Origin of the sequence: Marinomonas spartinae (assembly GCF_900089775.1) — a bacterium.
GTDB lineage: Bacteria > Pseudomonadota > Gammaproteobacteria > Pseudomonadales > Marinomonadaceae > Marinomonas > Marinomonas spartinae.
Genome location: NZ_FLOB01000002.1, coordinates 337,748 through 358,225, shown reverse-complemented (window position 1 = coordinate 358,225; position 20,478 = coordinate 337,748). Strand labels below are relative to the sequence as shown.

The following is a 20,478-nucleotide window of genomic DNA, read 5'->3' as shown; positions in this document are numbered from 1 at the left end:
TAACAAATACCCACTTAAAACTCAGCTATAACCCACAACAAATAGCAGCGAGAAAGCAAAAAAGCCCAAATGCCGATAAACTTAATCCAAGTAAATCTGCATTTGGGCTTTTTCATCACCAACAAGTGTTTGGTTAGGCTTTCATTCGCTCGGCTAGGTTACCTTGCTCATAGGCTTCCTCTTCTATATGAGCAATATTCGTCACAATGCTTTCCGCACTTTCAATACTTCTTAAACTTAGCCCATCAACCTCTTGCATTTGATTATTCAAATCCCGAGCAACCGATGCTTGCTCCTCTGACGACACATTGATTTGCGAGGTCATTTCAACAATTCGAGTAATCGACGTTTCAATATATTTCATCTTTTCCGCTACAAGCGTCACTTTATCTACACCATCATGAGCAACCGTTGCCCCTTTATCAATGGTTTTAGTAACTTCTATCGTGTTGCTCTTTAGGGTTTCTGTCATCTTATTAATATTTTGCGTCGCATCTTGAGTGCGAATAGCCAATGCACGCACTTCATCCGCCACAACCGCAAAACCTCGTCCCGCTTCGCCTGCACGAGCAGACTCAATAGCCGCATTTAATGCCAATAAATTCGTTTGCTCCGCGATATCACTAATTGAGTTGACCACGGTGTTGATACCATCACTTTGTGATGCCAAGATTTCTACAACTTTCTTTGCTTCTAAAATTTCGCGATAGACCTCACGCATGGTCTCACCGGTCACTTTGGCGAGAGTTTGACTTTCTCTGGAAGCCACTTCTACTTCCCCTGTCGCCTCAACGGCTTTCCCTACATGTTCAGACACATCGTTTGCACTGGCCAGCACTTGTGAACTGGCCGATACAATACTCTGAAAAGTGTGGCGCTGCTGATTAAAATTTGCCAAATTGCTGGTGACACTTTGTTTGGCACCTGCTGCTCGCTTACGCAATTGCGCTGCCCCTTCTTTTAAACGATAACGAAATGTATCCGCCGCCGCTTGTTGATGTATATGAGCGAAGGGGATCGCGGCCTTTAAGCCTACACTTTTTGTATAAAGATACTGGCCAATCGGATTATTAGCTTCCACGGGTAAAGCTGACGCTGTGGCATTGAGAGACTCACTTTGTACCCAAGACAATATAAAACCTAATAAGGCCACTACTGGGCCACCTATTTGAAATACCAGTGAATTGGTTAACAGACTGATAATCCCCAGTAGTACAAAGAAAAACATTACTGGCCAAGTATGGTTACTCAAATAAGCAAGTAGTTTTGTCTTAGTGGGTAACATGCCTTTGCCTGCATTGATACGATCATAAATACTTTGTGCGTGATGAATTTCTTCCCTTGTCGCCTTACGACGGACGGATTCATAACCAATAATTTTTTGATTGTCTATCAAAGGACTAACATGGGCACTTACCCAATAGTGATCACCACTTTTGCAGCGATTTTTTACAATCCCCATCCAGCTGTTGCCTTGCTTTAAGTTGGCCCACATATCGGCGAACACAGCTGGAGGGACATCAATATGACGAATAAGGTTATGCGGCGCCCCAATTAACTCTTCCCTAGTGTAGCCAGCTACCTCACAAAAGGCATCATTGACAAAGGTTATTCGGCCTTTCACATCCGTACTAGAGACAAGTACATAATTGCTCGGGTAATCACATTCCTTGTTGGTAACAGGCATCTTACGCATATATTCATCTCATTTTATAATATTTAGAGCTTGTAACTTTATGTGTCCAATTGCGTTTTATCAATAAATAAATTTCAATATTAAAAATATATCACTCATCATCAAAATCACGGTAGGCATCGGGCGCTAGATCTTCAAAGCGAGTATATTTACCAACAAAGGCAAGTCGGCAGGTGCCAATCGGACCATTACGCTGTTTACCAATGATAATCTCAGCAATCCCTTTGTGTGGTGTATCTTCGTGGTAAACCTCATCACGATATACAAAGGAGATTACATCGGCATCCTGCTCAATCGCACCGGATTCACGCAAATCCGAGTTCACTGGACGCTTATTCGGACGATTCTCTAAGCTTCGGTTAAGCTGAGAAAGCGCCACCATTGGACACTCCATTTCTTTAGCGATGGCTTTTAAAGATCTCGAGATTTCAGAGATCTCGTTGGTTCGTCCCTCTGTGAAACCAGGTATCTGCATCAATTGAAGGTAATCGACCATGACCATTGCCACACCGCCATGCTCACGAGCAATACGGCGCACACGGGAGCGCATCTCGGTCGGGCTGATCCCACCAGTGTCATCAATGAACAGCTTACGATCTTTGAGCATTTTCACCGCTGACATCAACTTGTCCCAGTCTTCTTGTACTAACTGCCCTGAGCGCATACGTGTTTGGTCTATCCGGCCAAGGGAAGACAACATACGCATCATGAGCGCTTCCGCAGGCATCTCCAAACTAAAGACAATCACAGGCTTTTCACTGATCATGGTGGCATTTTCAACCAGGTTCATCGCAAACGTCGTTTTCCCCATAGAAGGACGACCTGCCACGATAATCAAATCCGCTGGTTGCAAGCCTGCCGTCATGTTATCTAAATCCGTAAAACCGGTGCTCAGCCCAGTAATCGCCCCATCCTGATGATACAGTTCATCAATCTTATCCACGGTGGCACTTAGAATATCAGAAGCGATTCTAGGCCCACCTTTTTTCTCTCCCCCTTCAGCAATTTGGAAGATTTTTCGTTCTGCTTCATCTAACACTTCCGCCGCCGTCATTCCTTCGGGATGAAAAGCACGAGCAGATATATCACTAGTGGTCATAATCAAACGTCGCAGTATTGAACGCTCACGCACAATATCCGCATAAGAGGCGATGTTAGAGGCACTTGGCGTTGCCTCAGCCACTTCAATCAGATAAGCCATACCACCGACGGACTCTAAATCCCCCCTCTTATCTAGACGCTCCCCGATAGTGACAACATCAACGGGCTCACTGTCATCCACTAAACGTGCAATGACAGAAAAAATAAGCTTGTGTTCGGGACGATAAAAATCGTCTGCTATGACCAGCTCAGACACTTTTTCCCATGCCTGTGGATCAAGCATTAGACCACCGATAACAGAACGTTCCGCTTCGATAGAATATGGTGGTAACTTGATAGAAGCGACTTCAGAATCGTTTAATTGCACGTAAAAACACCCAAGAAAGAATGGAGAAATAACAAGGAAACAAGCTTACCATGACCATAAAAAAAGGGCATCTTGCATTAAGCAAGATACCCTTTTTCAGTGTCAGAGATTCGTTAAAACGAATTACTGAGCAGCCACTTCCAACGTCACAGTTACAAGTACTTCTGGGTGTACTTGAACGTCGATTTCGAAAGAGCCAGTATGACGGATCGCACCTTCTGGAAGACGGATTTCTGCCTTCTCAACAGCCACTTCTTTAGAAATAGCTTCAGCGATATCACGTGTACCGATAGAACCGAAAAGCTTACCTTCATCACCAGCATTCGCTTCGATTTTGAAAGTTTTGCCTTCTAGTGTTTGAGCACGCGCTTCAGCAGCCGCTTTACGCTCTGCCGCTTGAGCTTCAAGCTCTGCACGACGCTCTTCAAAAGAAGCTAAGTTAGCTTTTGTTGCCATCACAGCTTTTTTGTTTGGAATCAAAAAGTTACGAGCATAACCTGGTTTAACAACCGCAAGGTCACCAATACCACCTAGCTTGTTTACTTTGTCGAGTAGAATAACTTCCATCTCGATCACCTCTAATTAATCATTCGCTATCACTTGAGTTGGATGACGTATCTCGGATGCGTTTTCGTATGTCAACGAAGCTATCAATCACGCTCAGCGTAATCAAAATATTCACAAACAACATATGCAAAAAAACGATACCGACAAGATAAAACGCAATCAGTCCAACAACCCCAATTCTTTTTTTTGCTAGAACACCGTGTACTAATGCAAGACCGGATAATACCAACGCTGGAATAGCCGCTTGAGATAAAATAAGGTACTGGCCACCTAGACCTTCGCCCAGTAACACCATTGCACCCAAAATCAAACTAAATGCTATTGGCAACCTTAGTTCATGGAATTCTTTACGTAATCCACCAGGATTATAGAGCCCCGCCTGCCATTTTCTCGCTAAAAACAACGAGCCAACCGCAGCCATCACTTGAACGATAGACAATGCCATCACCGCCTGATGGTAAATAACGCTTTTATCGGGTAAAGCCGCTACTTTCTCTTTCACCAAGACTTGTTGAATCATGTTAGTAACAAGCGTCAACATATCATGCATAATGAGTGGTAGTAGCATGGCACTAATGACAGCTAGAAAACTGCTGACCAGTAACACCCAACTCCACGACGTTGTCGATCTAAGTAAATAGGCCAACACCGTCACGTCAATCAATACCATTATCGCACTTGCATCACCTTGGATGACTGTCAACACCAATATAGGCAGACAGCCCCAAGCTAATACAGGTATTCCTTCTTTTACACCACGGCGAAGCACTACCAGCCCAACAATGGCGGCAGCTATCCAGAATAAGAGAGGAATTATACTAAACGCCATCACACCAATAATGGCATTACGAGGACGTTGCATAACCCATTTTGCTAAACCACTCATTCTGTTACTTCAGCCCTGCCAATTAATTAAAGTGGCTATCAGTGTAAGGAAGTAAAGCAATGTAGCGAGCGCGTTTGATCGCAGTCGCTAGCTGACGCTGGTAACGTGCCTTAGTGCCAGTAATACGGCTAGGTACGATTTTACCAGTTTCAGTGATGTAACCTTTTAGTGTTTCTAAATCTTTGTAATCGATTTCTTTAACGCCTTCTGCTGTAAAACGGCAGAACTTACGACGACGGAAAAAACGAGCCATGAGTATCTCCTAGTTCAAATTAATTAATCTTCTGATTCTTCAGAAGACGTTTCTTCAGTTGTGTTTTCAGTGTTGTTACGCTCTTCACGTTGAGGAGCAGAACGACGATCTTCACGACCTTCAGAAGCTTTGATTGGAGAAACGTCAGTTACCGCTTCTTTACGACGAATAACCAGATTACGGATAATCGCATCGTTGTAGCGGAAAGTGTCGTTTAGTTCGTTCAAAACACTATCAGAACACTCAACGTTCATAAGAACGTAATGTGCTTTGTGAATTTTGTTGATTGGGTAAGCTAGTTGGCGACGACCCCAATCTTCTAGACGGTGAACTTGACCACCATCTTCAGTGATTAGGTTAGTGTAACGCTCAACCATTGCTGGTACTTGTTCGCTTTGATCTGGGTGAACCAGAAAGACGATTTCATAATGACGCATTTAAGCTCCTTATGGGTTCTTAGTCTCCACACTTCCCCTGTTATAAAGCTGTGAGACAAGGAGTATTGATTTACAGGGACGCGAAGTATATAGCAGATCGCACAATAAATAAACGTTCTGCCAGCGTTTTGATGGATAAATTTCCCACTCTCATCTTAAGAGGTACAACATGGCCTTAATTTATTTACAAAGCACAATAATACTCATAGCATACAATTTATTTACATAATTTATCATTGTTATGAAAGGATTTATACCCATGTTGCGCTCTCTCCTCCCTTTAGTCGCTATTGTGCCTCCTTTGCTCTTAAGTAATAACGCACTTGGTGCTGACTTTTCATTTGGTGTGGCAGGCACTCGAATATCTTCTATCTATAAAGACACCCCTCCCCAAAATGCCGCCTTTCCTTTTGTTTCCATTGTCAGCGAACGCGGCTATCTAAAAGGTACGGAAGTAGGCTATAGCCTTTTTCCAAATGAATCCCAGCAAAATATCTCAGCCATTGTTGAATACAGTATGGATAGCTTTGACCCTGACGATTCTAATAATAAGCAAATGCAACTGTTGGACCGACGCAAGGCCACAGCAATGGCAGGGGTACGCCTCAAATACAATTTTTTGTTTGCTAAACTCGTGACCGATATAGGCAATCGACATGATGGTTACTATGGACTAATCGGTGCCGCTTACCCCGTCAATGTCTCTGCTTGGAGAATTACACCATCGATTACCTATAAATATCTGGATAAAAAGATGAGCAACCACCTATACGGTGTTAGCCAGGCGGAATCCATCAGAACAGGTGGCATCATCACAGAATACCACTCAGACAATACACGCAAAGTGACTATTGCTGTTCGTGGTGACTACAGTGTCAGTGCCTCTTTAAACCTATTTGTAGGGGTCAGTCATTCGGACTACAAAAGCGTGTTAGATAGTCCAATAGTGACAAAGGATTATAGCTATTCTGCTTCCGCTGGGATTATTTACCACTTCTAAGCGAAACATACCAATGAAGCTTTAGAATCCCCCCAAGCCATACTTCCGTGGCTTGGGTAACTGCTTTAGTTGAGCATTGCTACAGCCTTTCCACATGTCCATATTAAAGGCATGGTCGACATAGCCTTCTCTTTAACAGACACCTCCCCCTTAAGCCCTAGTAGACATAAGACAAACAAAGCCTAACAAACATCGCGTTATCGTCGTCGAACCATGCGAGCACTGATCAATACACTGAAAAAAATAAAGACAATGCCCAGCACCGCAAGAGCATTAGGCACATGTCCCCAAATTGCCCATCCCCAAAGGCCACTAAAAATCACCCCGACATAACTAACAGGAGAAACAATACTGGCTGGAGCAAAAGAATAAGCTTTTGTGTATAAATACATGCCTAAATACAGGGTCACACAGACCGTCAGCACCAAAGGCCAAGTCGACATAGGCAAAACAAGGGAATCACCACGTACCAACACTAACAGAAGCGATAATAACGCCGAGATGATAAAGTAAACGATCATGGTTTCTTGGCCACTCACTTGGTGAGATAGCATTCGTGTCGTCACCATAGAAAACGCTAACCCTACCGCCGATAACAGCCCAACAATTTGCCAAGGATCAATATGGTCAATACTAGGTTGAATGACCAAAGACACCCCAATAAAACCAATGATTAACGGCAACCAACGCGCTTTAGGTATGGTAATTTTATGCATCACCAGCACCACAAAAGGCACGCAAAGTGGCGCGCAATAGCGCAGTAAGGTGGCTTCAACAAGAGGAATGTGGTTCAGCGCCAAGTAGTAAAATAGAAAACCAGAAAAGCCCCCGACACTGCGCAGAAAATGAATTTTCCAAACCTCTTTTGAACGACGTTGCCAATGTCCATAAAGCTGGGGATACAGCACAATAATACAAAATACACTCTGCCAAAATACCAAAACAGGCACTTGGATCGTTTGCTGAACCTGTTTTGCAGCCACCCCCATAATAGACATGATGAAGGCATACACAACGGTGGCAATAATCCCTTTTTTGAGTAAATCCGCCTCATTCGCTAAGCCAGCCACTATTGCACTCTCCATCTATTAAATCGCCCTAACTCTCTCAAATATACTGAGACTGTGGCAACATGTCACGAGACAAGTGAAGGCAAAAGCATTTTTAATCAAAACAAGCAAATAGCATCACCTCGAGACAACCCGACTCTGACTTTATCCAGTAGAATAAGCCGCTTTAGGAGGCCGTTGTCATCCTTAGGTAATGCGAAAACACCTCGGGAATCTGACCGCCGGACAAGACTGATGCTTCTTCATTCGCCATAATTTTGCCCTTTTCAATCAACATCACCTTTCCACCAACAAAAACCGCCTCGCTTGGCATATGAGAGACAAGCAACGTCGTCATGTCAAAACGCTCAGTCACATCGTTCACCAAGGCTAACATTTCCTCTCGCAATGCTGGGTCGAGAGCACTAAACGGCTCATCTAATAATAAAATAGGTTTTTCTCTCACCAGTACTCGGGCAATGGCAACACGCTGCGCCTGTCCACCAGACAAAGCTTGCGGATATTGATCCGCCTTATCCGATAATTGTGTTTGCTTGAGTGCCCAACTGACCTTAGCCTTTTGTTCAGCCTGCAATGACAACGAAGGAGCGATCCCCACGGCCACATTCTGCCAAACCGTCAATTGAGGAAACAAATTATCACTTTGAAACAAGGTCGAAATAGGACGCTCATAAGGCAATAAATGCTCTAAAGCCTGCCCCTGAAAAGACACACGACCACGGCCTTGCAGAAAACCGCCAAGCAAATGCAACAAGGTACTTTTCCCTTCCCCACTGGCACCTAATAACGTCGTCATCCCCGGCGCTAAAGACGTTTGGTAATGAGCATGGAACGCGTCCCAATCATAATATAAATCAATACTTAACATGTGTTTTTCCGCCAATAAAACGTACCGATAGATAAAAAAGCAGCAAACACAGACAAATCAAAATAACCGCGATGCAAGAGCCCTCTTGTAGTCGATAAGAGCCAATCAATTGAAAGAGATACAAAGGCAAAGACACCAAGCCTTGGCTACCAAATAACGCAATCACCCCCATATCCCCGAGGGAAAGCAATACGGCATAACCAAATGCCTGAGAAACACTTTTCCGAATCAGCGGCCACTCAATCACTAGCCGGTTCGCCCCATGGATGCCTAAACTTGTATACAGGTTACGAAAGCGTTTTTCTTGCTGATATAACACTGGCATTAAGGCTCGCAATACAAAGGGCAAAGCCATCACCGCATTAACCCAGACCACCACCCAATATCCAGATTGGGGGCTTAAACCAATGCTGCGCAACCATAAAAACAGCCCCGTTGCCAACACTAGCCCTGGCACCATAAGAATCATACTGCCCAACTGCTCAATTTTACTGGATAAAAAAGCCAGCCGCCCTCGATCCATAGCCGTGCGAGCCAGCACGCCAAAACAGCCCCCCAAAAACAAACTTAACAGGCCTGCGGGAATGGCAATTTTCAGCGATACCCATACGGCCTGCCACGTCGCCTCCGCCATAAGAGTCTGGTAAAACGTTATCGAGAAAATGGGATCAAAAATTGCCAAAAAAGGAGGAATCACTAAAAAGACCGCTAGCGCCATAGCCAGACAATCCCCGGACCGAGCCACAATACTGTCTTTTAAAGGGTATAGGCGAGCATCCAGTAAGCTGACATCTTGCTGGTTCGCTGGGGCAAACCGATACACCATTAAGGCAACGAGACTACAAATACTCACCTGCAACAAAGATAAAAAACTCGCCTTATTAAGATCAAAGTCGAACCTTAGTGCCTGATAAATAGCCACTTCTAATGTGCTTGATTTCGGGCCACCCCCTAGACTTAACACCACCGAAAAACTCGAAAAGCACAGCATGAAAATCAAGACAAATGCACCCGGCAAGGCTTTTTTAATATAGCTCCACTCGATTAAGCGAAACGCTGTCCAGCGAGAGAACCCAAGCTGAGACGCTAAACGCCATTGACCAGACGGTACCAGACCATAACTTTGCAATAGCAAACGAACGGCCAATGGCATATTAAAAAATACATGGGCCAATAAAATCCCAAGCAATCCATAAAGCGGTGTCTCAACACCAAACAAGGCATGCAACCAACCTGAGTGCCCATAAACCACCACGATTCCCAAGATCGCCACGATGGTCGGAACAACCATAGACACTGCAAACAGCTGCAACAGTACCCCACGCCCCTTAAATTGACGGTGGGTTAAACAGGAAGCAACGGGCACCGCAATCAATAAACTCAGAACACTACTCAGCAGGGCTTGCCAAAGAGAAAAGCGAACCACACGCCAAAGATAGATATTGTGTAAATAACCAGCCCAAGACTCGAACTGACTAAAACGCAAAAGAGCTGCCAGACTGGCCGCTCCCACCAACACAAATACCAATAACCCAAGCAATGCAGGCGCTAGCCGAAACCAAGTAGCGAGATGATAACCCTTTCCCGGCATTAGCGAGTCGTCGCCTCAAGCCATTCGTTGGTCCACTGGGCACGGTGGCTGGCCACCTCAGCCGCAGGCAGTGTTAGCACCTTAGTCGGTCGTTGTCTGCTCGCAAAAGCTTTAGGCAGTCCTTCGGGCAACTTGATCACTGGCAACATCCAGTTTCCCGTCGCTACAGTCGACTGAAAGCCAGGAGTCAGTATAAAGGCCATAAATTCTTTAGCCAGTTTGGGGTGCGGCGCATGTTTCATCATCGCCGCGACTTCCACCTGAGGATAGTAACCTTCACTGGCCGGAGCGGCTTTATATTTGGTCACCCCCTCTTCCATAATGTGGTAGGCAGGAGAAGTGGTATAGCTCAACACCACATCCCCTTCTCCCTTTAAGAACAAGCTGTAAGCGTCTGACCAGTTTTTACTAACCGTGACCGTATGTTTTGCCAAGGTCGCCCACGCCTCAGCGGCTTTGTCTCCATAAACAGATTTCATCCACAACAATAGCCCCAACCCTGGAGTGCTGGTTCTAGGGTCTTCATAAATCACCCGTAAGTGTTGATTATCAACGATGCCTTTTAAACTTGTCGGTGGCGTCTTAAGCTTGTCAGAGTTATAAACAAACGCAAAATAGCCATGATCAAATGGCACAAAAACAGGATCATGCCAACCGCCGGGTAAAGTGACTTTGCTGGTATCCACCCCCGACTTGGCTAACAACCCCGTTTTTTCCGCTTTATGCATCAAGTTTAAATCCAGCCCTAGCACCACATCAGCATTGGAACTTGACCCTTCCAACTGCACACGCGATAGAATCCCAACGGAGGAATCAACAGAAACAAAATTCAGAGTACAGCCGCACTCTTTTTCAAAATTGGCCTTTACCGCAGGTCCTGGCCCCCACTTTGATGCAAAAGAATCATAAGTGTAGACATTTAAGGTTTGTGCCGTTGCACTGGCAGATAAAGACGATAGCGCCCCAGCTACCAAAGAGGCTAAGACAAAAGATTTATTCATATGTGTCGCTCCTAAAAAATGAGCGGCGTACGGGAGGGAAAAGGCAAGAGTGACTTGCTATCTCGATTCCTACGCCAGCATGATCTGGATCAGGTTCAATGGGTTGGCGTAAGCCTCTCAGCGTTCATAACAAAAATGAACACACCCCATGAGATAATGTGTGGGTATTGTAAAGAGTCGTTCAGCGGAAGTCTATTTCTGATAACACTCGGGTTACCGCACCTTGGTTTTGTTGAGCAAACCGCATTGCAGCTTGACCAAGACGATGACGCTGACTGGCTTTTCCTGATAGCGATAACACCACCTCAGCTAACTGAGTTTCGTCCTGACAACGAATCGCTCCATTGGCACGCAACAGTTGCTCAGTAATCTCTGCGAAATTAAACGTATGTGGGCCCACTAAGGTCGCTTTGCCTAAAAGTGCAGGCTCTATCGGGTTATGACCACCTCGACGAATTAAACTACCGCCGACAAAAGCCAAATCCGCCGCCTGATAATAGTGCATTAATTCCCCCATGGTATCACCAATGACCACATTAAAATCGGCCCACTGAGATAACTCAACGCTACTACGTAATGCCACTTTATCAAACAGGCTTTTCGCTAACTCAAAAGTTGCTGCAAAACGTTCTGGATGGCGAGGCACGATCACCAAAAGGGCACCCGGTATTTTCTCCACCAGCTGTCGATGGACCGCTAATAGAATCTCATCTTCCCCTTGATGGGTACTGCCCGCCACCCAAATAAAAGGACTGGTCATCTGAGCTTGCCAATTGTCAGTGACAACCGCTTCCGGCACCGTCAAATCAAATTTAATACTGCCAGTGACAATAACTTGTTTTGCTCCCAAGGCTGCAAAGCGATCCGCATCGGCTTGAGCATGAGCAAGAAACGTGTCCGGCAATTGCATTAGAGGACGAGATACCATGGAAAATTTTTCATATCGACGAAACGAGCGCTCACTCATACGGGCATTCACAATATCAACCTTTATCCCTTTGCGTTTAGCCTGACCCAGAAGGTTCGGCCAAAGCTCCGTTTCGACAATCAACAAATGGCGACACTCAAGACGCTTAAGCGCTCGCCTAACACTGCAACGCCAGTCCATGGGTAAATAACGATGCTCAGCAAATGGAAAGGTCTTTGCCACTTGCTCAGCTCCGGTTGGTGTCATGGTCGTAATCAACAAGGGGCGCTGGGGATATTTAGCTCGCCACTGCTCTACCAATGGACGAACTGCCAATGCCTCTCCAACAGAAGCACAATGAATCCAAAGATCCGCTTTCGTTGGAGACCAAAACCCCAACGCCTCCTTCGCTCGATAGTGCGCATAGTCTTTTTTAAAACGCCGCACTTTGATGAGAATAAGTGGCGTAGCGACCCATAACAATAAACGATATAACCACATAATCAGCTCTTAGCGTCAGCATCAACCCCTGGGGAGTCGTTAAATTGCTGATTGTGTAGCTGTGCATACGCTCCATTCTGCGCTAACAATTCTGTGTGAGAGCCTTTTTCAATGATCACACCATGATCGATCACTGCGATAATATCGGCATTTTCGATAGTAGAAAGACGATGTGCAATGGCGATGGTGGTTCGGTTCTCCATCAATTTATCCAATGCTTGTTGAATCGCTCGTTCTGACTCCGTATCCAGTGCCGAGGTGGCTTCATCTAAAATCAGGATAGGCGCATTTTTCAAAATGGCACGGGCAATGGCAATACGCTGACGCTGACCACCAGACAGTAATACACCATTTTCCCCAACTCTGGTCTTTAATCCAAACTCCAGTTCTTGGATAAAATCCCATGCGTTAGCCGCTTTAGCCGCCTCGATTACGTCTTCTTCTGAGATACCTTTTAACCCACCATAAGCAATGTTTTCTTGGATCGTGCCATTAAATAACACCACTTGCTGGTTAACGAGTGCAATGTTTTGACGCAGACTACTCAAGTCATAATCATTGATATTGATCCCATCAATCAATAACGACTCCCCTTCTACGTCATAAAAGCGCGGGATCAGGTTTGCTAAGGTGGACTTACCACTGCCTGAGCGTCCGACCAAAGCCAACTTCTTACCCGCTGGCAAAGATAAGTTCACATCCGTTAACGCATTTTTATCAACACTTGGGTAGCGGAACGTCAGACCTCGCCATTCAATATTGCCCTGCATGCGCTCAACCGCTTTTGTTCCAGTGTTCTTCTCACTTTCAAGATCTAAGAAAGTAAAAATACTCTGAGCGGCCGCTATGCCTTTTTGCAAAATACTGTTCACAGAGGTCAATTGACGCATCGGACGACTCAACATACCCGCCGCTCCAATAAAGGCCACAAAATCCCCAGCCGACATACTTGACGAAATACTAGGTTCAAGCGCTAACCAAATTAGCAAAGACAAAGAAATCGCTACAATAAACTGAATAATGGGCACATTAAGTGCTTTGGTCATTTCCATTTTTAACTGTGAGCGACGATTTTCTTGAGCCGCTTTATAAAAGCGCTCTATCTCATATTCTTTGCCACCAAACACTTTTATAACTTCATGGCCTTTAATCGCCTCTGAAGCCACATCAGTCACGCCGCCCATGGCATTTTGTATTTTTAAGCTGAGCTTGCGAAAGCGCTTTGACGCATAACGTACCACGGCGCCAATCAACGGTAGTACAAATAAGAACAACAAAGACAAGCGCCAATTAATAAACACCATATAACCCAGCAAGCCAACAACTGTTAGGCCTTCACGCAAAATAACCTGAATGGCCTGAGTAACAGAATCGATGACCTGCTCCGTATCATAGGTCAATTTGGCTAGCAGTCGTCCACTAGGCATATTATTGAAATAGCCAGATGGCAAGGTCACCATTTTATTGAACATACTGGTACGCAGGTCAAACACAACATTATTAGCCACCTTAGCCATGCCATAAGAGCCTAAAAAGGTCCCCAAACCACGTACTAGAAACACCCCAAGAATGGCCAACGGAATCACAGCGCGGCTTTCCGTTACCTTGCCATGAGATACCACATCCACAATATGTTTGAGCAATGCCGCCAAGGCTGGCTGCATTGCAGAATAAAGAATGTAGCCAAGAACACTGATCAGAAAATAGGCCATGGATGGCTTAACGTATCCTAATAATCTGAAATAAAGTGTCATGCCTGACATGTCTTTGACAGTCTTATCTGACTTCGTTTTTGCTTTGTCTTGCATTTAGAGATTTGCCTTTTCAATAATCGACGTTGTCGAATAACCATCCACAAAGGTAAGTACTTTTACTTCACCACCATGGTCAAGTACATGCTGCGCACCGACAATCGTGTCAATAGTGTAGTCGCCGCCTTTAACCAGCACGTCGGGCGTCAATTGCTCGATAATACGTTGCGGCGTATCCTCATCAAACCAAGTCACCCAATCGATTGCCCCAACCCCTTCTAACACGGCCATACGGTGTTCCAAGTTATTGATTGGTCGCTTATCACCTTTTAATCGCTTAACCGAGGCATCCGTATTGACTGCAACAATAAGGCGATCCCCTAGAGCTTTTGCTTGCTTTATATAAGCCACATGTCCTGGATGCAAAATATCAAAACAGCCATTAGTGAACACTACTTTTTCACCACTCAGCTGCGCAAGTTTAATTTGCTTTAATAGCTCATCGGGCGTTAACACACCAAAATTCGTCGTATGGGAACGCTGAAACATAATGGCGCCCAAGTGCTCTGCATCAATGGAGGCAGTGCCTAATTTCCCAACAACATAGCCAGCGGCCTGATTCGCGTATTCCACCGCATCAACAAAACGCTTACTCGTGACGTAAACAGCCGTTAGTACCGCAATCACAGTGTCTCCCGCCCCCGTCACATCAAACACTTCTTTGGCGGCTGTCGCTAATGAGAAAGGCGGTTTGCCTTCGCTTAGCAATACCAAACCATCTTCACCACGGGTGACCAAGAGTGCTTCCCAGCCAAACTGTTCGCGTAATGCTTTGCCTTTTTCTTCTAACTCTTTCACTGACCGACACTTGCCGACGATATTTTCAAACTCAAGCAAATTTGGCTTTACCAAGGTCGCCCCTTGGTAAATAGAAAAATCATCGCCTTTAGGGTCAACAAAACTCGGCACACCCTCCTCATTAGCAAGGCTGATGAGAGATCGCACATCCGCCAAGCAACCTTTTGCATAGTCGGAAAAAATCACCGCATCAGACTCAGGTAAACAAGCGGCGACTTCTTTTGCCAGCGCTTCATTTTGCGACAGAGTGTCTTCTCGCTCTTCAAAATCTAAACGAATCAATTGTTGATGACGACTCATCACCCGCAGTTTAGTGATCGTTGGTAAGGTATCAGAATAAACAAAACGACAGTTCACCCCCGCTTCTTCTAAACAACGGGAAAGGACTGCCGCATTATCGTCTCTGCCCACCACACCAATAAGTGTCACAGACACGCCAAGTTTAGATAAACCAAGTGCAACGTTCGCGGCACCTCCTGGGCGATCTTCAATGTTTGAAACCTTCACCACTTGGACTGGCGCTTCTGGAGAAATACGTGACGTGCCGCCATACCAATAGCGGTCTAACATAACATCCCCAACAACGAGAATGTGTTTATCCTTAAAATTTAGATACGAAGAGTTCATAAGCACATAATAATCGATTTTTGAGAGCGCCCATCTTATCATACTCCCTATATAAGTTGGACATACCTAAAACACACGAAATAAGGCTGTTTACCCCATGCTGAATTCCGCACTATCTTCTTGCCAAGCTTTTGTTTTTGACAAGCTACTCCCCCATTGGGCCAGTTATGGTTTAGATATCGCCCAAGGGTACAGCTACGAAAGCATGCATCACGACTGGACAAGAAATCAGACAGGGCGTCTTCGCCTTTTAACCCAATGCCGCCAACTCTACACCTTTAGTCATGCCTGCCTTTTAACAAACAATGAAGCGTGGCAGGCAAAACTTCCCTCTTTGTTCGACTTTATTACCACCCATTACTTTGTCGACGAGCGCTGGATTTTCTCTCTAAATGACGACTTAAGCATTCAAGATACCCAATCGGATGCTTACGCCCTCGCGTTTATCCTATTGTCTTTTAGTTATTACTATCAGTTTAGCCAAGACGAGCGTGCTTTGCCTTATATGGAGAAAACCCATCATTTTCTGCTGGGTCACATGACAGCCACTACCGGTGGTTTTTATGAAGCCTTTCCAGTAGATGAAAAACAAATACGCCGGCAAAACCCACATATGCACTTATTGGAAGGCTATATCGCGGCTTTCAACGCCACAGGCGCGAACGATTATAAAGACACCATCCGCTCACTGCTCGATTTAGCCCTCGAACATTTTTACCATAAAAAGAGTCAAACCTTACGCGAGTTCTTCACCACGGATTGGCAACCAGATCCAAATACAGGTCATCAGGTCGAGCCTGGGCATCATTTTGAATGGGTTTGGTTGCTCTATCAGGCCAATGCCATCTTCCCTAATAGCAACTATACCGATCTTGCACAGCAACTCTGGCTAACCGCCACCCGACACGGCATGGCCAGTAATGGTGGTATCTATAACCAAATTGACGGTAACCACTATCAGGCCATCGATAAAGAAAAACGTATTTGGCCGATAACGGAGTATTTAAAAGCCATTACCGTGATCCCCATTGGTAAGGAAGAAAAAATAGACCGTTTAATAAGAGCATTAGACTTTATGCAATGCCATTATTTCTTAGAGAACGGACGTTGGAATGAATACCTAGATGAGCATAACCAAGCAAAAGATTACCCCTTACCCGGCACAAGCAGCTATCATATTTTTCTAGGTCTAACGGAAGTGATAATATGGGCTCAACTGAATACAGGCTTTAACGGTTTGCGTTAACAGCAACCATTTAATTCGACAAGACTTCCACGAGACTTCTATATTAGCAGGACTAACTATTATGTATATTGTAACAGGCGGCGCTGGCTTTATTGGCAGTAATATTATTCAAGCCTTAAACCAGAAAGGCATCAAGAACATTCTTCTTGTCGACGATCTAACCGATGGCAAAAAATGCCTCAATCTATCGGATCTTGATATTGCCGATTATATGGATATGTACGATTTCCTTGATGCCATAAAAAACGATACGCTCGGCATCATTCCTACTGCCGTTTTCCACGAAGGCGCTTGTTCGGCCACAACCGAATGGAATGGTAAGTTTGTGATGGATGTGAACTACCAATACTCTAAAGCCGTATTGGACTTCTGTTTACGCCATAAAGTCCCTTTTTCCTACGCGTCTTCCGCCTCTGTCTATGGCTCTGGTCCTGTTTTCAAAGAGGCACGAGAAAATGAAAAACCTCTCAATATGTACGCTTACTCAAAATTCCAGTTTGACCAATATATTCGCGCGGTTCTTCCCGCAGCTAGCAGCCAGATTGTTGGCTTTCGCTACTTTAACGTATACGGCCCGCGTGAACAGCACAAAGGCAGCATGGCCAGTGTCGCTTTCCACCTTCGTAATCAGGTCTTAGAAGGTGAAAATCCAAAATTATTTGGTGCTTACGATGGTTACGAAGCAGGCGGTCAAAGCCGAGACTTCATCTATGTTGAAGACTTAGTCAAAACCAAACTGTGGTTTTTAGACAATACCGATAAATCTGGTATTTTTAACCTAGGTACAGGCAAAGCAGAACCCTTTAGAACCATCGCTGAAACTGTGATTGAGCATTACCAGCGTGGCGAGATTGAATACATTCCTTTTCCTGAGCATTTAAAAGGAGCCTACCAGAGCTTCACACAAGCAGACATCAGCAAACTGCGTGAAGCGGGCTATCAAGGTAGCTTCCGTGGCTTAGCGCAAGGTGTACAAGACTACCTGAACTGGTTGGATACGAATGGCTAAATACCTAATCGTCGGCCCCTCATGGGTAGGTGACATGGTCATGGCTCAAAGTCTCTTTATTACGTTAAAACAACGTGATAAAGAGGCAATTATTGATGTTATTGGCCCTAACTGGTCCTCACCGATACTAGCTCGAATGCCGGAAGTTCGCCGTGCTATTACACTACCGACAGGGCATGGGGAATGGGGCATTAGTACACGCCACAAGCTCGGTCATTCCCTTCGCGATGAACAGTATGACCACGCCATTGTCATGCCGCGCTCATGGAAATCGGCTTTAGTCCCCTTCTTTGCTAAAGCAAAACATCGCGTGGGCTTTTTAGGCGAGCAGCGCTATCTGTTGCTCAACGAACGCCGTAAGCTCGATAAAAAGCTGCTTGATCAAACGGTTAAACGCTTTGTGTCTCTTGGTCTACCAGAAAACTTGCACAGTGCACCCAGTACAATCCCTCACCCGTCACTGCACGTCGACTTAGACAATCAACAAGCACTCTACCACACCTACCAACTATCAGATCGTCCTGCCATTGCCCTTATGGCTGGCGCGGAATATGGCCCATCGAAACAATGGCCTCTTGCCTATTTTCATGATTTAGCAAAAAGTGTCATTGAAGCAGGCTACCAAGTCTGGGTATTAGGAGGGCCAAAAGATGTGGAAGGAGGCGAGCAAATTATACAAGGGCTGGGGCAGTACGCGATGAATTTATGCGGAAAAACCAAACTGGTCGATGCGATCGACTTGCTTGCCGCCGCCGATAAAGCAGTCAGCAATGATTCTGGTTTAATGCATATTGCCGCTGCCGTAGGAACGGAAGTCCATGGCATTTATGGTTCGACCAGCGAAAAGTTCACTCCCCCTTTAACACAGAACAAGACCATTCATAGCCTTCATCTGGACTGCTCACCTTGCTTTAAGCGAACCTGCCCTCTTGGGCACACAAACTGTCAAAACCAACTTACTCCTGACATCGTCATAAGGACTATACTCCCACAATGAACGTCGTCTTACTCAGGAACAGGCCACACTTTGGTGCTCAAATCACAACGATCCCAGTACTGTGTTTTTTTAGTGAGCATTGCTGTCAAAAAAAACCACTGGTGCTGTTATCTAAAAACAACGTATCTTGGATTTATAGCCAACTACCCTGGGTACAAGAGTGTATCCATTCAAAACACCGCGTGGACGAACTAAAACAACTCAACCAATGCGAGAATCTGTTGAATTTACGGCCTAACAACCGATTTCTTATGATTATGTATAAGGCTCTCAAAGGGGGACAAGTCTACGATTTAGTAGCTAATGACTTTTTGATTGAGTTAACCGCCACACAGTACAATAAAATGCGTGACGATGAATATCGAGCGCTCAACTATTTAAAGATATTCATAAAAGAAGAATCGGCACTTTTGACTGCACTGGCTACGCCATTTCAAATTCTAGCTCAAAGCTCCTCTTTACAGGTGGAGAAAACACAACTTAATCTGCTATTAATGCCGGGAGGAGGCGCAGGCGAGATCAAAAAGTGGGGCATTCATAATTTCATCGCTGCGGGCAATGCCGTCGCGACACAACTGAATAAGACCTGCCATCTTCATATTTTATTAGGGCCTGACGAAACAGACGAAATTAATATCATGACAGCATTAATGGCTGAATCCGATAATTTGTCTTTGCATACCAACATACCAATTAAAGACATCGCCCAATTAGCCAGCCTGTGCGACTTAACCATCGCCAACGATTGTGGCCCATCCCATATTGCTCAGTGTTTACAAAAACCCTATATCGGCATCTATAGAGAACTCAATCCTGAATGGTTTCTTAGCCACGCATTGTCTCGTAAGGTGGTTCCACAAACGGGTCAAGATATTAAAACCATCAACATTGAAAGCGTGACAGAGCATGCTATTCACCTATTAGAGAATCAACCCTAACGAGTCCAACATGAAGATTTCTGGCAATATTATTACCCTAAATGAAGAAAGAAACATCGCCGCCTGCATAGAATCAATGCAAACCGTCTGCGATGACATTGTGGTTGTCGATTCAGGCAGCACGGACAAGACAGTGGAAATCGCTACTGAACTCGGAGCCACCGTAATACACCAGCCTTATCTCGGCGACGGCATACAAAAAAACGTTGCTCTGACCCACACCCAACATAGATGGGTGCTTAGTTTAGATGCCGATGAGCGCCTCACACCAGAAATGACGCAAGCCATCCAACAACTGGATTTAACCACCTCAACAGTAGAAGGCTATTCATTTCGTCGACAAAACCGTATTGGCAGCCGTTGGATAAAACACTGTGGCTGGTACCCTGATCGCTGCATTCGCCTTTACGATACGGATAAAACCCGTTTTTCTGACGTCAAACAACATGCCAGTGTGCAAGCGAAAACGACACAAGATATTAACGCAGACATTATTCACTTTTCTTTCAATCACATCGGCGAATTATTTGCCAAACCTGGGCGTAATTTCAGTGGTCGTGCGGCTAAAATCATGTATGCCAAGGGCAAAAAAGCCAATGCCTTCTCCCCTTTTATCCATGGGCTCAATGCCTTTATTCGCAAATATATTTTTCAACGAGGCTTTTTAGGTGGCGTCGATGGCATGACCATTGCCATTAGCTCTGCGATTAATAGTTACTTAAAATACGCAAAGCTGCTTGAATACCAGCGTGACCCAAGTGTCACCAAACAAGACGACTTTAATAATATCTGGTAAGTAGGCTTATT

The 20,478-nt window shown here is 45.0% G+C and carries 19 protein-coding genes and 1 riboswitch; of the genes, 6 read left to right on the top strand and 13 right to left on the bottom strand.

Going from position 1 to position 20,478, the window contains the following annotated elements; translation table 11 throughout:
* Window positions 1-133 precede the first annotated feature (133 nt).
* The 6 genes from MSP8886_RS05705 to rpsF all read right to left on the bottom strand — a co-directional run bounded on the left by MSP8886_RS05705 (window position 134) and on the right by rpsF (window position 5,307).
* Window positions 134-1,696 carry a methyl-accepting chemotaxis protein gene (locus MSP8886_RS05705; protein WP_067013631.1) on the bottom strand — a complete coding sequence of 521 codons (1,563 nt, stop codon included), beginning with the start codon at window positions 1,694-1,696 and terminating at the stop codon, window positions 134-136.
* Between the two features lie 91 nt (window positions 1,697-1,787).
* Window positions 1,788-3,164, bottom strand: coding sequence for a replicative DNA helicase (gene dnaB / locus MSP8886_RS05700; RefSeq protein ID WP_067013629.1), 1,377 nt, complete (start codon window positions 3,162-3,164; stop codon window positions 1,788-1,790).
* Window positions 3,165-3,287: 123 nt separating this feature from the next.
* A complete protein-coding gene (rplI, locus tag MSP8886_RS05695; RefSeq protein WP_067013627.1) occupies window positions 3,288-3,731 on the bottom strand; it encodes a 50S ribosomal protein L9 in 444 nt (147 codons plus the stop codon).
* A gap of 19 nt (window positions 3,732-3,750) precedes the next feature.
* Entirely contained in the window at window positions 3,751-4,617 is an 867-nt protein-coding gene (locus MSP8886_RS05690) for a YybS family protein (RefSeq protein WP_067013625.1), read from the bottom strand.
* A 22-nt stretch (window positions 4,618-4,639) separates the two neighbouring features.
* Window positions 4,640-4,870 carry a 30S ribosomal protein S18 gene (rpsR, locus tag MSP8886_RS05685; protein ID WP_067013623.1) on the bottom strand — a complete coding sequence of 77 codons (231 nt, stop codon included), beginning with the start codon at window positions 4,868-4,870 and terminating at the stop codon, window positions 4,640-4,642.
* Window positions 4,871-4,893: 23 nt separating this feature from the next.
* The gene (gene rpsF, locus MSP8886_RS05680; RefSeq protein ID WP_067013621.1) at window positions 4,894-5,307 is read right to left on the bottom strand and encodes a 30S ribosomal protein S6; all 414 of its coding nucleotides are present in this window, start codon (window positions 5,305-5,307) and stop codon (window positions 4,894-4,896) included.
* 259 nt (window positions 5,308-5,566) lie between these two features.
* Here rpsF and MSP8886_RS05675 point away from each other — a divergent pair, with 259 nt between their 5' ends.
* Window positions 5,567-6,307 (top strand): MipA/OmpV family protein, encoded by a 741-nt coding sequence (locus MSP8886_RS05675; protein ID WP_067013619.1) that lies wholly within the window; start codon window positions 5,567-5,569, stop codon window positions 6,305-6,307.
* Window positions 6,308-6,504: 197 nt separating this feature from the next.
* Here the strand turns inward: MSP8886_RS05675 and MSP8886_RS05670 are convergent, their stop codons facing one another.
* From MSP8886_RS05670 to hldE, 7 genes are all read right to left on the bottom strand, one after another.
* Window positions 6,505-7,392 (bottom strand): DMT family transporter, encoded by an 888-nt coding sequence (locus MSP8886_RS05670; RefSeq protein ID WP_067013617.1) that lies wholly within the window; start codon window positions 7,390-7,392, stop codon window positions 6,505-6,507.
* 151 nt (window positions 7,393-7,543) lie between these two features.
* Entirely contained in the window at window positions 7,544-8,245 is a 702-nt protein-coding gene (locus tag MSP8886_RS05665; protein ID WP_067014485.1) for a thiamine ABC transporter ATP-binding protein, read from the bottom strand.
* Window positions 8,232-9,836, bottom strand: coding sequence for a thiamine/thiamine pyrophosphate ABC transporter permease (gene thiP / locus MSP8886_RS05660; protein ID WP_067013615.1), 1,605 nt, complete (start codon window positions 9,834-9,836; stop codon window positions 8,232-8,234). The genes MSP8886_RS05665 and thiP overlap by 14 nt, the downstream gene beginning before the upstream one ends.
* A complete protein-coding gene (gene thiB / locus MSP8886_RS05655) occupies window positions 9,836-10,837 on the bottom strand; it encodes a thiamine ABC transporter substrate binding subunit (protein WP_067013613.1) in 1,002 nt (333 codons plus the stop codon). Before thiB ends, thiP begins: the two co-directional genes overlap by 1 nt.
* Before the next feature lie 48 nt (window positions 10,838-10,885).
* A riboswitch (TPP riboswitch) is annotated at window positions 10,886-10,996 on the bottom strand.
* 22 nt (window positions 10,997-11,018) lie between these two features.
* A complete protein-coding gene (locus tag MSP8886_RS05650; RefSeq protein ID WP_067013611.1) occupies window positions 11,019-12,245 on the bottom strand; it encodes a 3-deoxy-D-manno-octulosonic acid transferase in 1,227 nt (408 codons plus the stop codon).
* A gap of 2 nt (window positions 12,246-12,247) precedes the next feature.
* Window positions 12,248-14,053, bottom strand: a complete 1,806-nt coding sequence (msbA, locus tag MSP8886_RS05645; RefSeq protein WP_067013609.1) for a lipid A export permease/ATP-binding protein MsbA — start codon at window positions 14,051-14,053, stop codon at window positions 12,248-12,250.
* A complete protein-coding gene (gene hldE / locus MSP8886_RS05640; protein ID WP_067014482.1) occupies window positions 14,054-15,481 on the bottom strand; it encodes a bifunctional D-glycero-beta-D-manno-heptose-7-phosphate kinase/D-glycero-beta-D-manno-heptose 1-phosphate adenylyltransferase HldE in 1,428 nt (475 codons plus the stop codon).
* A gap of 97 nt (window positions 15,482-15,578) precedes the next feature.
* On the opposite strand from hldE, the gene MSP8886_RS05635 reads away from it, so the two are divergent.
* The 5 genes from MSP8886_RS05635 to MSP8886_RS05615 all read left to right on the top strand — a co-directional run bounded on the left by MSP8886_RS05635 (window position 15,579) and on the right by MSP8886_RS05615 (window position 20,467).
* Window positions 15,579-16,727 (top strand): AGE family epimerase/isomerase, encoded by a 1,149-nt coding sequence (locus tag MSP8886_RS05635; RefSeq protein ID WP_067013607.1) that lies wholly within the window; start codon window positions 15,579-15,581, stop codon window positions 16,725-16,727.
* A 61-nt stretch (window positions 16,728-16,788) separates the two neighbouring features.
* On the top strand, window positions 16,789-17,736 hold the full coding sequence (rfaD, locus tag MSP8886_RS05630) for an ADP-glyceromanno-heptose 6-epimerase (RefSeq protein WP_067013605.1): 948 nt from the start codon (window positions 16,789-16,791) through the stop codon (window positions 17,734-17,736).
* Complete coding sequence (waaF, locus tag MSP8886_RS05625) at window positions 17,729-18,733, top strand: lipopolysaccharide heptosyltransferase II (protein ID WP_067013603.1); 1,005 nt, start codon at window positions 17,729-17,731, stop codon at window positions 18,731-18,733. Before rfaD ends, waaF begins: the two co-directional genes overlap by 8 nt.
* Before the next feature lie 251 nt (window positions 18,734-18,984).
* Entirely contained in the window at window positions 18,985-19,671 is a 687-nt protein-coding gene (locus MSP8886_RS05620) for a glycosyltransferase family 9 protein (RefSeq protein WP_175365269.1), read from the top strand.
* A gap of 10 nt (window positions 19,672-19,681) precedes the next feature.
* On the top strand, window positions 19,682-20,467 hold the full coding sequence (locus MSP8886_RS05615) for a glycosyltransferase family 2 protein (RefSeq protein WP_067013598.1): 786 nt from the start codon (window positions 19,682-19,684) through the stop codon (window positions 20,465-20,467).
* Window positions 20,468-20,478 lie beyond the last annotated feature (11 nt).

Bases quoted from the DNA above. Each gene is read 5' to 3' on its own strand.
- MSP8886_RS05670 (WP_067013617.1), bottom strand. From the start codon at position 7,392: ATGGAGAGTGCAATAGTGGCTGGCTTAGCGAATGAGGCGGATTTACTC.
- rplI (WP_067013627.1), bottom strand. From the start codon at position 3,731: ATGGAAGTTATTCTACTCGACAAAGTAAACAAGCTAGGTGGTATTGGT.
- MSP8886_RS05635 (WP_067013607.1), top strand. From the start codon at position 15,579: ATGCTGAATTCCGCACTATCTTCTTGCCAAGCTTTTGTTTTTGACAAG.
- MSP8886_RS05675 (WP_067013619.1), top strand. From the start codon at position 5,567: ATGTTGCGCTCTCTCCTCCCTTTAGTCGCTATTGTGCCTCCTTTGCTC.
- MSP8886_RS05690 (WP_067013625.1), bottom strand. From the start codon at position 4,617: ATGAGTGGTTTAGCAAAATGGGTTATGCAACGTCCTCGTAATGCCATT.
- waaF (WP_067013603.1), top strand. From the start codon at position 17,729: ATGGCTAAATACCTAATCGTCGGCCCCTCATGGGTAGGTGACATGGTC.
- MSP8886_RS05615 (WP_067013598.1), top strand. From the start codon at position 19,682: ATGAAGATTTCTGGCAATATTATTACCCTAAATGAAGAAAGAAACATC.
- msbA (WP_067013609.1), bottom strand. From the start codon at position 14,053: ATGCAAGACAAAGCAAAAACGAAGTCAGATAAGACTGTCAAAGACATG.
- MSP8886_RS05650 (WP_067013611.1), bottom strand. From the start codon at position 12,245: ATGTGGTTATATCGTTTATTGTTATGGGTCGCTACGCCACTTATTCTC.
- rpsR (WP_067013623.1), bottom strand. From the start codon at position 4,870: ATGGCTCGTTTTTTCCGTCGTCGTAAGTTCTGCCGTTTTACAGCAGAA.
- thiB (WP_067013613.1), bottom strand. From the start codon at position 10,837: ATGAATAAATCTTTTGTCTTAGCCTCTTTGGTAGCTGGGGCGCTATCG.
- MSP8886_RS05620 (WP_175365269.1), top strand. From the start codon at position 18,985: ATGATTATGTATAAGGCTCTCAAAGGGGGACAAGTCTACGATTTAGTA.
- MSP8886_RS05705 (WP_067013631.1), bottom strand. From the start codon at position 1,696: ATGCGTAAGATGCCTGTTACCAACAAGGAATGTGATTACCCGAGCAAT.
- MSP8886_RS05665 (WP_067014485.1), bottom strand. From the start codon at position 8,245: ATGTTAAGTATTGATTTATATTATGATTGGGACGCGTTCCATGCTCAT.
- rfaD (WP_067013605.1), top strand. From the start codon at position 16,789: ATGTATATTGTAACAGGCGGCGCTGGCTTTATTGGCAGTAATATTATT.
- hldE (WP_067014482.1), bottom strand. From the start codon at position 15,481: ATGAACTCTTCGTATCTAAATTTTAAGGATAAACACATTCTCGTTGTT.
- thiP (WP_067013615.1), bottom strand. From the start codon at position 9,836: ATGCCGGGAAAGGGTTATCATCTCGCTACTTGGTTTCGGCTAGCGCCT.
- rpsF (WP_067013621.1), bottom strand. From the start codon at position 5,307: ATGCGTCATTATGAAATCGTCTTTCTGGTTCACCCAGATCAAAGCGAA.